This is a genomic window from Pseudomonas leptonychotis (assembly GCF_004920405.1).
Taxonomy (GTDB): domain Bacteria; phylum Pseudomonadota; class Gammaproteobacteria; order Pseudomonadales; family Pseudomonadaceae; genus Aquipseudomonas; species Aquipseudomonas leptonychotis.
The window spans coordinates 209,277-223,477 of the sequence record NZ_RFLV01000002.1; the positions used below are offsets into that span (position 1 = coordinate 209,277).

The window sequence follows — 14,201 nt, forward strand, 5'->3', positions numbered from 1 at the left end:
AACCTGGCAAGCCAATTTGCCGGAATGATAAAGCCTGAGGCGCCAAGATGCGCGCAGCAGGCATAAAAAATCACCGGGAGTCATTTTTAGCGTCGTTAGCGACGGCCCGAAGGGTGTCAGCCATGGATGGCTGGCATAAAAAAGCCCGCCGAAGCGGGCTTTTCACAGCAATTGAATCAGTCGTCGCTGCCCATGATGCCGAAAATCTGCAGCAGGCTGACGAACAGGTTGTAGATCGACACATACAGACTGATGGTCGCCATGATGTAGTTGCGCTCACCGCCGTGGATGATTGCGCTGGTTTGGAACAGAATGCAGGCCGAAGAGAACAGTACGAAACCTGCACTGATCGCCAGCTGTAGGCCACTAATCTGGAAGAAATAGCCGGCAACCATCGCGCCAATCAGCACAAAGAAACCTGCAGTGATAAAGCCACTGAGGAAGCTCATGTCCTTGCGGGTGGTCAGCACGTAGGCCGACAGGCCGCAAAATACCAGAGCGGTCATGGCGAAGGCCGAGCTGACAACTTCAGCACCGTTGGCCATGCCCATGTAGCGATTGAGGATCGGGCCGAGGGTGTAGCCCATAAAGCCGGTCAGGGCGAGGGTCGAAACCAGGCCCCAGGCCGAGTTGCGCAGTTTGGCGGTGAGGAAGAACAGGCCGTAAAAGCCGATCAGCACCACGAAGATGTTTGGATAAGGCACATTGGCGCGCTGCGCGATGTACGCGACCAGGCCACTGAAGGCCAGGGTTATGGCCAGCAGGCCATAAGTGTTGCGCAGGACGCGGCTAACTTCTTGCTGCTCAACCTGCGTGTGGTCAAGGGCATAATTGTGTTCGTTCATGGCGACACTCCTGAAAAGGCTGATGGTTCCGTGACCAAAGTCAGCCCCGATCATAGCAGAGGCAGATAAAGAGCCAATACGCAGAGTTTGACAGCGTGTTGCGTTCGGGTAAGATTGCCGCCCGCAAATGCCAGAAGCATGGCAGAGCGGTTGGATGTTCAGTCATGTGGTCGTTGTGGAAAGATGTTCTTTCATGACTACTTCTGTTGGGGACTGGCATTCAGTGAAAATTGGAGGGTTGGCAGAGTGGTTGAATGCACCGGTCTTGAAAACCGGCGAATGTTAATAGCGTTCCCAGGGTTCGAATCCCTGGCCCTCCACCAAATCAGTAAAAAGAGCCTATGCCATCCATAGGCTCTTTTTTTTGCCTGAAACTCCTTGTAGGTGTGCGGTTTAGGTTGCCTTGGCGACTGGCAACTTTTGCTGGGCGTTAGCGGGTTTTTACTGGCTCAGCATTTGTAGCTTCCAGTAGAATTATGCCGGCCCAAGGCAGGGCGTTACTTTGGCCTAATGCCTTAGGATTTCGCAGTGCACACGGCTTTGTTGACGCTTGCATTTTGACGCTTATGCGCCAAGCTGGGGTGTAGCAAACTTACAGTTTTCCAACCAAGCCAGCTGTTTACGCGGCTGACACAACCGGGGTGGCGCTTGATCAGGGTACTAGTTGTTGATGACCACGACTTGGTGCGTACTGGCATCACCCGTATGCTGGCCGACATCGACGGTTTGCACGTGGTTGGTCAAGCCGAGTCTGGCGAAGAATCCCTCAAGAAAGCCCGCGAGCTGAAGCCTGATGTTGTTCTCATGGACATCAAAATGCCGGGCATTGGAGGGCTGGAAGCCACACGCAAGCTGATTCGCAGTCACCCTGATCTTAAAGTCGTTGCCGTGACCGCCTGCGAGGAAGACCCATTTCCCACGCGCCTTTTGCAAGCCGGTGCCGCCGGTTACCTGACTAAAGGCGCAGCCTTGGAAGAAATGGTGCAAGCCATTCGCATGGTATTCAGCGGTCAGCGCTATATCAGCCCACAGATTGCTCAGCAGTTGGCACTCAAGTCGTTCCAGCCGCAAAGCAGCAATTCGCCCTTCGATCTGCTGTCTGAGCGCGAAATCCAGATTGCCCTGATGATCACGGGTTGCCAGAAGGTTCAGGCAATCTCTGACAAGCTGTGCTTGTCGCCGAAAACCGTAAATACCTACCGCTATCGCATCTTCGAGAAGCTGTCGATTACCAGCGATGTCGAGCTAGCTTTGCTGGCCGTACGTCACGGCATGATTGATGCCAGCAGCTGACGACAACAACGCGTCCTTTGACCCCAGCGCGTTTCTCTCTACCTGCAGCGGTCGCCCTGGCGTGTACCGTATGTTCGATGCGGATGCCAAGCTGCTCTATGTGGGCAAAGCCAAGAACCTGAAAAAGCGCTTGGCCAGTTACTTTCGCCAAAACGGTTTGGCGCCTAAGACCGCCGCGCTGGTGGGTAGAATCGCCCAGATTGAAACAACCATCACCGCGAATGAAACCGAAGCGCTTCTGCTTGAGCAGACGCTGATCAAAGAATGGCGGCCGCCCTACAACATTCTGTTGCGCGACGATAAGTCCTACCCCTATGTGTTTCTTTCCGATGGTGACTTCCCGCGACTGAGTATTCACCGTGGGGCAAAAAAGCAAAAAGGACGCTACTTCGGTCCTTATCCGAGCGCAGGTGCCATTCGCGAAAGTCTCAACCTGCTACAAAAGACCTTTTTTGTGCGCCAGTGCGAGGATAGCTTCTACAAGAACCGCACACGACCTTGCCTGCAGTACCAAATCAAACGTTGCAAAGCACCCTGTGTTGGCTTGGTCGAGCCCGCCGAATACGCCGATGACGTACGCCACTCAGTCATGTTTCTGGAGGGGCGCAGCAATGCCCTGACCGATGAGTTGTCGAGCGGCATGCAAGCCGCGGCCATGACGCTCGACTTTGAGCGAGCGGCCGGGCTGCGTGACCAAATATCGCTGCTGCGCCGCGTGCAGGACCAACAAAGCATGGAAGGCGGTACGGGCGACGTGGACATTGTCGCGGCCATGGTCAACCCCGGTGGTGCGTGCGTGCACTTGATTAGCGTGCGCGGTGGGCGAGTGTTGGGCAGCAAGAATTTCTTTCCACAAGTCGCCATTGAAGAAGAGGGCAGCGGCGTATTGCTGGCTTTCCTGGCGCAGTACTACTTGAGCAGCCAGGAGCGCGATTTGCCGAGCGAGCTTATTGTCAATGCTCAGCATGAAGACTTCCCCACTCTAATTGCGGCAATTGATGAGCTACGCGGCCGCGAGTTGAGCATCAGTTACCGCGTGCGGGGCACTCGTGCACGCTGGCAGCAGCTGGCCGTAACCAATGCCGAGCAGGCATTGGCGGCGCGGCTGGCCAACCGACAGCATGTCGCCGCGCGTTTTGACGCCCTGGCCCTGGCATTAAACATGGATGAAGTGCCGCAGCGTTTGGAGTGTTTTGATATCAGTCACTCCAGTGGGGAGGCGACCGTTGCCTCCTGCGTGGTGTTTGGTCCTGAAGGCCCACTGAAGTCGGATTACCGTCGTTACAACATTGAAGGCGTGACGCCAGGTGATGACTACGCCGCCATGTATCAGGCCTTGATCCGGCGGTTCAGTAAAATAAAAGACGGTGAGGGCAAGCTGCCAGACATTCTGCTGGTCGACGGTGGTAAAGGTCAGCTGGCCATGGCCCGCGAGGTTCTGGAAGAGCTGGCTGTGCCAGATCTGATTTTGCTTGGCGTAGCCAAGGGCGCGACCCGCAAGCCTGGTTTAGAGACCCTGTACCTGAATGATGCGGCCCATGAGTTCACCTTGCCGGGAAACTCACCGGCCTTGCACCTGATTCAGCAGATCCGCGATGAGTCGCACCGCTTTGCCATCACCGGGCACCGCGCTCGTCGCGGCAAAACCCGTCGTACCTCAACACTTGAAGAGGTTGCGGGGGTAGGCCCTAAGCGCCGACGCGAGCTGCTCAATCACTTTGGCGGGCTGCAAGAGCTGTCTCGTGCCAGCGTCGAAGAAATCGCCAAAGCGCCGGGTATCAGTAAAAAGCTTGCCGAGTTGATTTATGCCGCACTGCACAGCGAGTAGAATGCCCACTCTCTTTACCGCCAAGTTGTGTCGATGAATATCCCCAACCTGCTTACCGTACTCCGTGTATTGCTGATACCGGTGTTTATCCTGCTGTTCTATCTGCCTTTCAGCTGGAGTTATTGGGCTGCCAGCGCAGTGTTCTCGATAGCTGCGGCCACCGATTGGTTGGATGGCTATCTGGCGCGTCGCTGGGAGCAAAGCACGCCGTTTGGCGCGTTTCTCGACCCAGTTGCCGACAAACTGATGGTCGCCGTTGCGCTGGTCTTGCTTGTGGATGAGCACTCCAATCTCTGGCTGACGCTGCCTGCCGCAATTATTATCGGTCGCGAAATTGTAGTTTCGGCGTTGCGTGAATGGATGGCAGAGCTGGGCGCGCGCGCGCATGTTGCTGTATCCAACCTAGCCAAATGGAAAACTGCTGCGCAGATGGTGGCACTGGTGATTCTGCTGGCTAATCCACCCACGTTCACTGCCTGGGTAGTGTTTGGCTATGCCCTATTGATCATTGCTGCAGTGCTCACACTGTGGTCGATGGTGCAGTACCTCTTGGCCGCATGGCCACATCTGCGGATTACCACCGAAGAGAAATAAGCTTTTTTGAATCAAGGGGTTGACGGGCTGCTCTGAAGATATAGAATGTCGCCCGTCAACACGACAAGCGGGAATAGCTCAGTTGGTAGAGCACGACCTTGCCAAGGTCGGGGTCGCGAGTTCGAGTCTCGTTTCCCGCTCCAGTTTCAACGGGCCGTTTAATACGGCCCGTTTAGTTTCAAGGCTGAGTAGCAGAGTGGTTATGCACCGGATTGCAAATCCGTGAACGCCGGTTCGATTCCGACCTCAGCCTCCAATTAGGAAAGCCTCGTAGATCACTGATCTACGAGGCTTTTTCATATAGATTTGAAACCTTGCGAGGCATGCAAGGGCTGTATATAGTCCAAGCCTCGCAACGCAGCGCTACCGCCCGAATGGCGAAATCGGTAGACGCAAGGGACTTAAAATCCCTCGAGGGTAACCTCGTGCCGGTTCGATTCCGGCTTCGGGCACCATTACAATGATTTCAGATGTTCCTGCATGAACCTGAAACCCACTAAAACCGGCCGTGAGCCGGTTTTTTTGTGCCCGATAATTGTCTTACACGGAAGCGCGCTGTCACCCGCATGCCTTATTAACGTCATACGCCTGCCATCTGCTTTAGCTGCAATCGCTGTAACTTAGTTTGAGGTGCAGACAATGCGGATTTGTGTAGTGGGTGCGGGTTATGTGGGGTTGGTATCGGCAGCCTGCTTTGCCGAAATGGGCAATCGAGTTATCTGCATTGAGCGCGATGCGCAACGCGTGGCCATCCTGGCTCGTGGGCGGGCGCCGATTTACGAGCCAGGGCTTGAGGTCATGTTGCAGAACCACCTGGCCAGCGGCCAACTAAATTTTAGTCAGCACCTTGGCGAAGGAATTAAGCAGGCCGACGTTATCTTTATCGCCGTCGGTACGCCAAGCGGCGAAGATGGTTCGGCAGATTTGTCACATGTACTGGCTGTGGCTGATGAGCTCGGTCTGTTACTTGAGCAGAGTTGTGTGGTCGTGAACAAATCAACGGTGCCTGTAGGCACTGCAGAGCGTGTTGCACAGCGCATCAAGGGGCAGCTGGCGAAGCGTGGTAAGCATTTCGGTGTGACATTGGCCAGTAACCCCGAATTTCTCAAGGAAGGCTCAGCAATCGATGACTTTATGCGCCCAGATCGGGTGATTGTCGGCTGCGATGATCCCCTTGGTCATGAAGTATTACGCCGGTTGTATGCGCCGTTTCTACGCAATCACGAGCGGTTACTCTGCATGGGATTGCGGGCTGCAGAGTTCAGCAAATACGCGGCCAATGCTTTTTTGGCGACCAAGATTTCTTTTATCAACGAAATGGCCACTTTGTGCGCTCGCCTGGACGTGGATATTGAGGATGTACGTCGCGGTATTGGAAGCGACAAGCGCATTGGTACTCACTTTATCTATGCTGGTTGCGGATATGGCGGCTCGTGTTTCCCTAAAGATGTGCGGGCTTTGATTCGTTGCGCTGAACAGGAAGGTATCGAACCTGGCATTTTGCGTGCGGTAGAGGCCCGCAACGCGCTGCAGAAAACCTTATTGTTCCAGGCGCTGCGTGAGCATTTTTCGGGTTACTGGCAAGGGCGCGTGGTGGCGCTTTGGGGCTTGGCTTTCAAACCAGGTACTGATGATCTGCGTGAAGCCCCAAGTTTAGTGCTGCTTGATGCGTTGCTGGCAGTAGGGGCTACCGTTCAGGCGTGCGACCCAGTCGCTACAATGGCGCTGGCAGAGCGCTATAGCCAGGCGATCGACAATGGCCAGCTGAGGCTGAGTACGTCGCCTTATAGCGTTGTAGAGGGGGCGGATGCGTTGGTGTTGGTCACCGAATGGAAGCAATTTCGCCAGCCCGACTTCCTGCGCATTCGTGGTTTGATGCGCATGCCCATCGTGTTTGATGGGCGCAATATTTACGATGCGGCGCAGTTAGTTGAACTGGGTTTTCTCTACAGAGGCATTGGCCGGCCTGCGCAGGGGCATTGTAAGGCCAGTGCAGCCTGATAGACTGCGTGCGCACTTTACACATCACAGCTCAAGGTTCCCCATGATCAAAAAATGTTTGTTCCCCGCAGCCGGTTACGGCACCCGTTTTCTGCCAGCCACCAAGGCGATGCCCAAGGAAATGCTGCCGATTGTGAACAAACCATTGATCCAGTACGGCGTCGAAGAGGCGCTGGAAGCCGGTTTGACTGAGATTGCAATGATTACCGGCCGCGGCAAACGTTCGCTGGAAGATCACTTCGACATCAGCTACGAGCTGGAGCATCAGATCCGCGACACTGACAAGGAAAAATACCTGGTTGGTATCCGTCGCCTGATCGATGAGTGCACGTTCTCCTACACCCGTCAGGTCGAAATGAAAGGCCTGGGTCACGCCATTCTCTGTGGTCGCCCGCTGATTGGTGATGAGCCGTTTGCCGTGGTTTTGGCCGATGATCTATGCCTGAACCTGGACGGTGATGCCGTGCTGACGCAGATGGTCAAACTGTACAACCAGTTCCGCTGCTCGATCGTGGCTATTCAGGAAGTACCGCCAGAAGAAACCCATAAATATGGCGTGATCTCCGGCGAGATGATTCGTGATGACATCTACCGGGTTAACAGCATGGTAGAGAAACCCAAGCCAGAAGATGCGCCATCGAACCTGGCGATCATCGGCCGCTACATCCTGACCCCGGATATCTTCGACCTGATCGAGCAGACCGAGCCTGGCAAGGGTGGGGAAATCCAGATCACCGACGCGCTGATGAAGCAGGCGCAGAACGGCTGCGTGATGGCCTACAAATTCAAGGGCAAACGCTTCGACTGCGGCGGCGCAGAGGGCTATATCGAGGCCACCAACTTCTGCTACGAAAACATCTACAAAACGGGCAAAGCTTACTAATCCCGCTTACCGATGTAGCACACAGCCACCTGCGGGTGGCTGTGTGCATTCAGGCTAAAGCCATGTGCTCGGAGCCCGGCCCCAACGGCTGCCCGTAGCTGAACTCTACATAATGACCCGCCGGGTCGCGTAAGCCGCAGTAATAGCCAACCGGGTAAGGCTCATCACGTGGCTCCCAAACCAGACACCCTGCAGTCCTTGCCCGCGCTGCAATGCTATCGACTTGTTCTCGACTCTCTAGGGCAAAGCCGAAGTGGCTGTAATCATCCGCCGCCAACTGCCGATCCTGCCCACCGGGCATGATCACAAAAATAAAGCTGTGCTCCTTTCCGGCTTCGGCCATCCAGACAATTCTTGAGCCTTTGCCCGCGCGCTGGTGGATGACCTGCATCGCACAGAACTGCTGATAAAAGGTCACGCACGCCTCCAGATCAGGTACATGCATCGCAACATGGGTAAGGGTAGGGCGCATCGCTGTTCTCCTATTACGCGTGCTTCAAGTTTAGGCACGGGCGCGCCTTGGGGTATGCTGACGGCCTGCTCAGGAGGCTGAAATGACCTACGACTTCGACCTGTTTGTAATCGGTGCCGGTTCCGGTGGTGTAAGAGCTGCGCGCTTTGCGGCTAGCTATGGCGCGCGTGTAGCGGTCGCCGAAAGCCGCTACTTGGGTGGCACCTGCGTCAACGTTGGCTGCGTGCCCAAAAAACTCTTGGTTTATGGTGCCCACTTTGCCGATGACTTTGAGCAGGCTCAGGGGTTTGGTTGGTCGTTAGAGCAAGCCAACTTTAACTGGGGCACCTTGATTGCCAACAAAAACCGCGAAATCGACCGCCTCAATGGCATCTACCGTAACCTGCTGGTCAACAGTGGTGTAACCCTGCTTGAGGGTCACGCACGGATTGTCGATGACCACAGCGTCGAACTCGACGGTAAACGCTACAGCGCTAAAAACATCCTGATTGCGACCGGCGGCTGGCCACATATCCCCGAAGTGCCCGGGCATGAGCATGCTATCGGTTCTAACGAAGTCTTCTTTCTTGAACAGTTACCCAAGCGGGTGCTGGTGATCGGCGGTGGTTATATCGCTGTTGAGTTTGCTTCAATTTTTAACGGCCTCGGCGCAAAAACCTCATTGTTATATCGAGGCGAACTGTTCCTGCGCGGCTTCGACAACGCGGTACGCGTGCACCTGCAGGAGGAGCTCAGTAAGCGTGGCCTTGATCTGCAGTTCAACAGCGATATTGCCCGTATTGATAAGCAAGCTGATGGCAGTCTGCAGGCCACACTCAAAGATGGCCGAGTACTGGACGCTGATTGTATTTTCTACGCCACCGGACGCCGGCCGATGTTGGACAACCTCGGCTTGGAGAACACACAGGTAGAACTCGATGAGCGCGGTTATATCCACGTCGATGAGCAATACCAAACCAGTACACCCTCGATTCTCGCTATTGGCGATGTGATCGGCCGTGTACAGCTAACGCCGGTAGCGCTTGCTGAAGGTATGGCAGTAGCCAAACGGCTGTTCAAACCAGAGCAATACCGCAAGGTCGATTACCAGATGATCCCTACAGCGGTTTTCAGCTTGCCTAATATCGGTACGGTTGGGCTCAGTGAAGAGCAAGCGAAAAAAGACGGTTACAGCGTTAGCGTCTTCGAGAGCCGTTTTAAACCGATGAAATTGACCATGACGGAAAGCCAAGAGCGCACCCTGATGAAGCTTGTGGTCGACACGGCGACAGACCGCGTATTGGGTTGCCATATAGTTGGCCCCGAGGCTGGCGAAATCGTTCAGGGCTTGGCCGTGGCGCTTAAAGCCGGCGCGACCAAGCAGCATTTCGATGAAACCATCGGCGTACACCCGACGGCTGCTGAAGAGTTCGTCACCATGCGTACTCCCGTGTCTTCCTGAGGTCAGCATGGCTCAACTGTTCTACCTGGCCGACTTGCTCGGCGTCGCAGTATTCGCCATTACCGGGGCGCTGATGGCGGGGCGCAAATCCATGGATCTGTTTGGCGTACTGGTAATTGCCATTGTCACCGCTTTAGGCGGTGGCACCTTACGCGACGTGATCCTAGACAATCATCCGGTCAGCTGGATTCGTAACGACCTCTATATTGTCGTTGCTTCGCTGGCAGCAGTGGGCACGGTGGTCTGGGTGCGTTTGACCCAGCCAATCCATGAGAAAGGTTTGTTGCTGGCAGATGCTTTCGGTTTGGCAGTTTTCACCGTGATCGGCACCGAAGTCGCGATGCAGCACAACGTTCCGCACAGTACAGCAGTGATCATGGGCGTGATGACAGGCGTGGCGGGTGGGGTAATGCGCGATGTGATTTGCAATGAAATCCCGCTGATATTCCAGAAAGAAATCTACGCCACGGCCTGTATTGTCGGCGCACTGGTATTTATCGCCATGCGTGCTCTGGATACGCCGCACTGGCTGGATACCAGCATAGCCATGCTCAGCGTATTGCTGATTCGCCTTGCCGCCATTCATTGGCATATTGCCTTGCCCAGCTTCCACTTATTGGATCGTGACTGATGGCGATGATTGAGCGTTTGGATCATCTGGTGCTGACGGTGGCCGACATCGAGCGCACTGTGGCGTTTTATGAGCGCGTGCTAGGCATGCAGCGTGAAATCTTTGGTCAAGGACGCAGTGCGCTGGTATTCGGTCAACAGAAGTTCAATTTGCATCAACAAGGGAATGAGTTCGAGCCAAAGGCGGCGCGACCCACACCAGGCGCCATTGACTTGTGCCTGGTGAGTGTTTGGACTATGCCTGCAATAATTCAGCACTTAAACGAGCAGCAGGTCGTCATCGAAGAAGGACCTGTTGCACGCACCGGTGCGATGGGGCCCATTGATTCTGTGTACTTTCGCGATCCCGATGACAACCTGATTGAAGTCAGTCGTTATCGTTGAGCAACGTCAATTAGATTGGCAAAACGGCAGTGAGCAGGCGAGTGCACAGCAGCTGAATGCTTAGAGCGAGTTATAGGCGTCGTATACTTCATTTAACATAATATACATTATGCGAAGTAGCATGGCGTGAGCCTAGGACCTGAGGATCGGGTATTAGACTCACAGCACTACGCACAATGTGCCGTATGTTCAGTGATCGCCTAGCTCTAACAGTACGCGGCCACGGCTTGGGCAGGTTTCCATATAGCGATGCGCTTCGACCACATCGTCGAAGCTGAACACCTTGTCGATCAGCGGCTTGAGCAAACCATCTGCCGTCAGCTGATTGATACCTTGCACAGCCTTAGCCACTGCAACCTGGTCTTGCGGGATGTTCAGTTCTTCCTTGCCCGTAAAGTTACCTATGCAGTGCACGAAGAACTGAATGTTCTTTTGAAACGCTGCGCACGCTGGGAATGGCGTTTCATTGCCGCCTTGCAGATCAAACAGGATCAGCCGGCCACGTGGCGCGATGGCGTCACCCAGTAGGCACATTTGCGGGCCGCCCAGCGCATCCATCACCACATTCACGCCACGCCCATCAGTGAGCTTGCTGACACGGCTGACCAGGTCCTGTTCCTCTGTGAGGATGATGTGGTCAGCCCCCAGCTGCTTGAGAAACTCGCTGTCCTCAGCAAAGGCTGTCGCGGCGATGACTGTCGCGCCCAAGGCTTTGCCCATCTGTACGATATAGGGCCCCCAACACCGGCTTGCAGCGGTTACCAGCACGGTTTCGCCGGGCTGCAAGCGTGCCAGTTCGACAAAACCAAACCAGCCCACCATGGATGGCAGGTAATGTACGGCGGCTTGCTGCGCGCTCAGATTGTCTGGGTAACGGGCCACCGAGCTGCGTGGTAATACCACCTGCTCGGCATAGCTGGGATAACGGTTGGCGCTGTGCCCCGGAAAGCTGGCAACCCGGTCACCCACGGCTACATCATTGACACCGTCACCAACAGCCAGCACCACGCCGGCCAGTTCGTGGCCAAGCCCGGCGGGCAATTGCGCCAGTGTATTCGCCAGGTTCTGTCGCCACAGCACGTCGTACCAACTGACGCCCACAGCCTCAACACCGATCAGCACTTCACCTGCAGCTGGCGCTGGGCTTATACGCTCTTCGATCTTGAGGACATCGGCCTCACCAAACTCATGGAAACGAACTATGCGGGACATCGCAAACCTCTTCGGTTGACCCATTCAGATCGTGGCAGCTGACTGGTGGATATAAACAGTGCAATTGCTAGACGACCTCTTATGGCAACGGACTTTATCCGGGCTTTGCCAGCAATTCCACCGCTCAGGGCTGATATTCACCATGCTTGTCGATGATGATTGATCGCAAACACATCATTTTCCCGCACATGTTGCCTGCCGACCACATTCGGCATTAGCCTGAGTCGCGCCAAACCGCAGCCACTCCAGAATGGACACCGGATGAACCGTAACGATCTTCGCCGCGTCGATCTCAACCTGCTGATCGTCTTCGAAACGTTGATGCATGAACGCAGTGTGACCCGTGCGGCGGAAAAGCTGTTTCTCGGTCAGCCTGCGATTAGCGCTGCCCTCGCCCGTTTGCGCAGCCTATTTGATGATCCATTGTTTGTGCGCACCGGCCGCAGCATGGAGCCTACGGCGCGGGCCATGGAGATCTTCGCCCTGCTCTCGCCTGCGCTGGATTCGATTTCCACTGCCGTCAGCCGCGCGGCTGAATTCCACCCGGCGACCAGCAATGCCGTGTTTCGCATCGGCCTGTCAGATGACGTCGAGTTCGGCTTGTTACCGCCACTGATTAAGCGTTTACGTGCTGAGGCCCCTGGCGTGGTGCTGGTGATTCGGCGCACCAATTACCTGCTGATGCCGGCCCTGCTCGCCTCTGGCGAGATTTCCGTAGGTGTCGCCTATACCGAAGAGTTACCGGCCAACGCTAAGCGTAAGGTGCTGCGCCGCAGCAAACCCAAACTGCTGCGTGCCGATGCAGCTCCTGGGCCTTTGAGCCTGGATGATTACTGCGCGCGGCCCCATGCCTTGGTGTCCTTTGCGGGTGACCTCAGTGGGTTTATTGACACGGAGTTGGAAAAGCTTGGGCGCAAGCGCCGGGTTGTGCTGGCCCTGCCCCAATTCAATGGTCTGGGCACCCTACTCTCCGGCACAGATATTCTGGCCACCGTCCCGGACTATACCGCTGCAGCGCTCAGCTCAGCAGGCGGCGTGCGCGCCGAGGATTTACCCATTGAGGCCCAAACATTTGAGCTGCACATGGCCTGGCGTGGCGCTCAGGACAATGATCCTGCTGAACGCTGGTTACGTTCGCGCATCCAAATGTTCTGTGGGGATCCAGACAGCCTGGATTAACGCGTGCAGCGCCCAACCCATCCTGCAGAGCACTTTGTTCACAGTAGCGATTATCGATACAAGCCTCTAAACCATCACTCGCAGTGATACTCATCTTCGCGTCGTTCGATTCGTCGCCATGGCCCCGCCGCCGCAGACTCCGCCGCATCACAACACCCTTTGGCGGAAGCACACATGGAACAGTCGAATAAAAACCTCTGGAATTTCCCCCTGGCTCTGGCAGCCGCTCTGGTATTGAGTGGCTGTGGTAACGCACCGGAAAGTGCGCAGCCAATGCCCGCAGCCCAGGTCAGCGTCGCAGAAGTCATCGAGCAGCCCATCAATGAGTGGGATGAGTTTACCGGGCGTCTGGAAGCGCCTGAGTCGGTGGATATCCGCCCACGGGTGTCCGGCTTTGTTGACCACGTAGCCTTCACCGAGGGCAGCTTGGTGAAAAAAGGCGACGTGCTGTTTCAGATCGACCCGCGTCCTTTCCAAACTGAAGTCAAACGCCTTGAAGCTCAGTTGCAACAAGCCCGCGCCAGTCAGGCTCGCACTCAAAGCGAAACCAGTCGTGGCGAACGCTTGCGCAAAAGCAATGCGATTTCCGCAGAACTCGCCGATGCCCGCGTCAGTGCAGCCGCAGAAGCCAAGGCAGCAGTCGCCGGCATCCAGGCCGAACTGGATAACGCCCGCCTCAACCTAAGTTTTACTCGCGTCACCGCACCGATTAATGGCCGCGTCAGCCGCGCGGAAATCACCGAAGGCAACCTGGTCAATGCCGGAGAAAGCCACCTAACCACCGTGGTTAGCACCGACAAGGTCTATGCCTATTTCGATGCCGACGAGCGTGTGTTCCTCAAGTATGTCGAGCTGGCACGTCAGGCCGGTGTTCAAACCCGTGATGCCAGTCCGGTGTACCTGGGACTGTCCAGCGAGGAAGGCCACCCGCATTTGGGTCAACTGGATTTCATCGACAACCAGGTCAACCCACAGACCGGCACTATTCGGGGACGCGCGGTATTCGACAATGCCGATGGACGCTTCACCCCGGGGCTGTATGCACGCTTGAAACTGGTGGGCAGCAGTCAGTACGCCGCGGCGTTGATCAAGGATGAAGCGGTCGGCACCGACCTCGGCAAGAAGTACGTGCTGGTGCTCGATAAGGACAACGCCGTGCAGTACCGCGCCATCGAACTGGGACCAAAGTTGGCAGGCCTGCGCATCGTGCGTAGCGGCCTGGCCAAGGGCGAGAAGATCGTGGTCAACGGGTTGCAGCGCGCCTTCCCCGGCTCCACGGTGGATCCACAAAGCGTGCCCATGGCTGATGAGAAGACCCAGGCACTGCTGACCGAGCAACGTCAGGCCATTGAGCGCCATAGCAATCGCGGTCTCGCTGTGAAGAACAGCCCTGCCACCACCGCGCCTCGCGGTTAACACGCGGTTATCTAGGTAAACGA

The 14,201-nt window shown here is 55.9% G+C and carries 13 protein-coding genes and 4 tRNA genes; 14 read left to right on the forward strand and 3 right to left on the reverse strand.

Annotated elements, in window-relative coordinates:
- Positions 1-176 precede the first annotated feature (176 nt).
- On the reverse strand, positions 177-845 hold the full coding sequence (locus D8779_RS11645) for a Bax inhibitor-1/YccA family protein (RefSeq protein ID WP_136664652.1): 669 nt from the start codon (positions 843-845) through the stop codon (positions 177-179).
- 232 nt (positions 846-1,077) lie between these two features.
- On the opposite strand from D8779_RS11645, the gene D8779_RS11650 reads away from it, so the two are divergent.
- The 9 genes from D8779_RS11650 (at position 1,078) to galU (ending at position 7,444) form a co-directional block, all read left to right on the forward strand.
- Positions 1,078-1,168 (forward strand) — tRNA-Ser (locus D8779_RS11650).
- A 325-nt stretch (positions 1,169-1,493) separates the two neighbouring features.
- Positions 1,494-2,138, forward strand: a complete 645-nt coding sequence (gacA, locus tag D8779_RS11655) for a response regulator transcription factor GacA (RefSeq protein ID WP_136664653.1) — start codon at positions 1,494-1,496, stop codon at positions 2,136-2,138.
- A complete protein-coding gene (uvrC, locus tag D8779_RS11660; protein ID WP_136664654.1) occupies positions 2,125-3,966 on the forward strand; it encodes an excinuclease ABC subunit UvrC in 1,842 nt (613 codons plus the stop codon). Before gacA ends, uvrC begins: the two co-directional genes overlap by 14 nt.
- Positions 3,967-3,999: 33 nt before the next feature.
- Positions 4,000-4,560, forward strand: coding sequence for a CDP-diacylglycerol--glycerol-3-phosphate 3-phosphatidyltransferase (gene pgsA / locus D8779_RS11665; protein ID WP_136664655.1), 561 nt, complete (start codon positions 4,000-4,002; stop codon positions 4,558-4,560).
- Between the two features lie 67 nt (positions 4,561-4,627).
- A tRNA-Gly gene (locus D8779_RS11670) sits at positions 4,628-4,703 on the forward strand.
- A gap of 39 nt (positions 4,704-4,742) precedes the next feature.
- Positions 4,743-4,816: transfer RNA gene (locus D8779_RS11675), tRNA-Cys, on the forward strand.
- A gap of 112 nt (positions 4,817-4,928) precedes the next feature.
- Positions 4,929-5,015: transfer RNA gene (locus tag D8779_RS11680), tRNA-Leu, on the forward strand.
- A 184-nt stretch (positions 5,016-5,199) separates the two neighbouring features.
- Entirely contained in the window at positions 5,200-6,561 is a 1,362-nt protein-coding gene (locus D8779_RS11685; RefSeq protein WP_136664656.1) for a UDP-glucose dehydrogenase family protein, read from the forward strand.
- 43 nt (positions 6,562-6,604) lie between these two features.
- Positions 6,605-7,444 carry a UTP--glucose-1-phosphate uridylyltransferase GalU gene (gene galU, locus D8779_RS11690; protein ID WP_136664657.1) on the forward strand — a complete coding sequence of 280 codons (840 nt, stop codon included), beginning with the start codon at positions 6,605-6,607 and terminating at the stop codon, positions 7,442-7,444.
- 49 nt (positions 7,445-7,493) lie between these two features.
- Here the strand turns inward: galU and D8779_RS11695 are convergent, their stop codons facing one another.
- Entirely contained in the window at positions 7,494-7,916 is a 423-nt protein-coding gene (locus D8779_RS11695) for a VOC family protein (RefSeq protein ID WP_136664658.1), read from the reverse strand.
- Between the two features lie 82 nt (positions 7,917-7,998).
- Between D8779_RS11695 and gorA the strand changes: the two genes are divergently transcribed.
- From gorA to D8779_RS11710, 3 genes are read left to right on the forward strand one after another with little or no spacing between them, the layout of a single operon-like run.
- Complete coding sequence (gorA, locus tag D8779_RS11700) at positions 7,999-9,357, forward strand: glutathione-disulfide reductase (protein WP_136664659.1); 1,359 nt, start codon at positions 7,999-8,001, stop codon at positions 9,355-9,357.
- Positions 9,358-9,364: 7 nt separating this feature from the next.
- Positions 9,365-9,988, forward strand: coding sequence for a trimeric intracellular cation channel family protein (locus tag D8779_RS11705; protein ID WP_136664660.1), 624 nt, complete (start codon positions 9,365-9,367; stop codon positions 9,986-9,988).
- Between the two features lie 5 nt (positions 9,989-9,993).
- Positions 9,994-10,371: a VOC family protein gene (locus D8779_RS11710; RefSeq protein ID WP_136665149.1), complete on the forward strand. Its 378-nt coding sequence runs from the start codon at positions 9,994-9,996 to the stop codon at positions 10,369-10,371.
- Positions 10,372-10,560: 189 nt separating this feature from the next.
- Here the strand turns inward: D8779_RS11710 and D8779_RS11715 are convergent, their stop codons facing one another.
- A complete protein-coding gene (locus D8779_RS11715; RefSeq protein ID WP_136664661.1) occupies positions 10,561-11,583 on the reverse strand; it encodes a zinc-dependent alcohol dehydrogenase family protein in 1,023 nt (340 codons plus the stop codon).
- A 261-nt stretch (positions 11,584-11,844) separates the two neighbouring features.
- Between D8779_RS11715 and D8779_RS11720 the strand changes: the two genes are divergently transcribed.
- Positions 11,845-12,762 (forward strand): LysR family transcriptional regulator, encoded by a 918-nt coding sequence (locus D8779_RS11720; protein ID WP_136664662.1) that lies wholly within the window; start codon positions 11,845-11,847, stop codon positions 12,760-12,762.
- A gap of 174 nt (positions 12,763-12,936) precedes the next feature.
- Positions 12,937-14,178, forward strand: coding sequence for a multidrug efflux RND transporter periplasmic adaptor subunit MexE (gene mexE / locus D8779_RS11725; protein WP_136664663.1), 1,242 nt, complete (start codon positions 12,937-12,939; stop codon positions 14,176-14,178).
- The last annotated feature ends 23 nt before the right edge of the window (positions 14,179-14,201 follow it).

Excerpts from the sequence above, each read along its gene's own strand:
- D8779_RS11645 (WP_136664652.1), bottom strand. The coding sequence starts at position 845 with ATGAACGAACACAATTATGCCCTTGACCACACGCAGGTTGAGCAGCAA.
- uvrC (WP_136664654.1), top strand. The coding sequence starts at position 2,125 with ATGCCAGCAGCTGACGACAACAACGCGTCCTTTGACCCCAGCGCGTTT.
- pgsA (WP_136664655.1), top strand. The coding sequence starts at position 4,000 with ATGAATATCCCCAACCTGCTTACCGTACTCCGTGTATTGCTGATACCG.
- D8779_RS11685 (WP_136664656.1), top strand. The coding sequence starts at position 5,200 with ATGCGGATTTGTGTAGTGGGTGCGGGTTATGTGGGGTTGGTATCGGCA.
- galU (WP_136664657.1), top strand. The coding sequence starts at position 6,605 with ATGATCAAAAAATGTTTGTTCCCCGCAGCCGGTTACGGCACCCGTTTT.
- D8779_RS11695 (WP_136664658.1), bottom strand. The coding sequence starts at position 7,916 with ATGCGCCCTACCCTTACCCATGTTGCGATGCATGTACCTGATCTGGAG.
- gorA (WP_136664659.1), top strand. The coding sequence starts at position 7,999 with ATGACCTACGACTTCGACCTGTTTGTAATCGGTGCCGGTTCCGGTGGT.
- D8779_RS11705 (WP_136664660.1), top strand. The coding sequence starts at position 9,365 with ATGGCTCAACTGTTCTACCTGGCCGACTTGCTCGGCGTCGCAGTATTC.
- D8779_RS11710 (WP_136665149.1), top strand. The coding sequence starts at position 9,994 with ATGATTGAGCGTTTGGATCATCTGGTGCTGACGGTGGCCGACATCGAG.
- D8779_RS11715 (WP_136664661.1), bottom strand. The coding sequence starts at position 11,583 with ATGTCCCGCATAGTTCGTTTCCATGAGTTTGGTGAGGCCGATGTCCTC.
- D8779_RS11720 (WP_136664662.1), top strand. The coding sequence starts at position 11,845 with ATGAACCGTAACGATCTTCGCCGCGTCGATCTCAACCTGCTGATCGTC.
- mexE (WP_136664663.1), top strand. The coding sequence starts at position 12,937 with ATGGAACAGTCGAATAAAAACCTCTGGAATTTCCCCCTGGCTCTGGCA.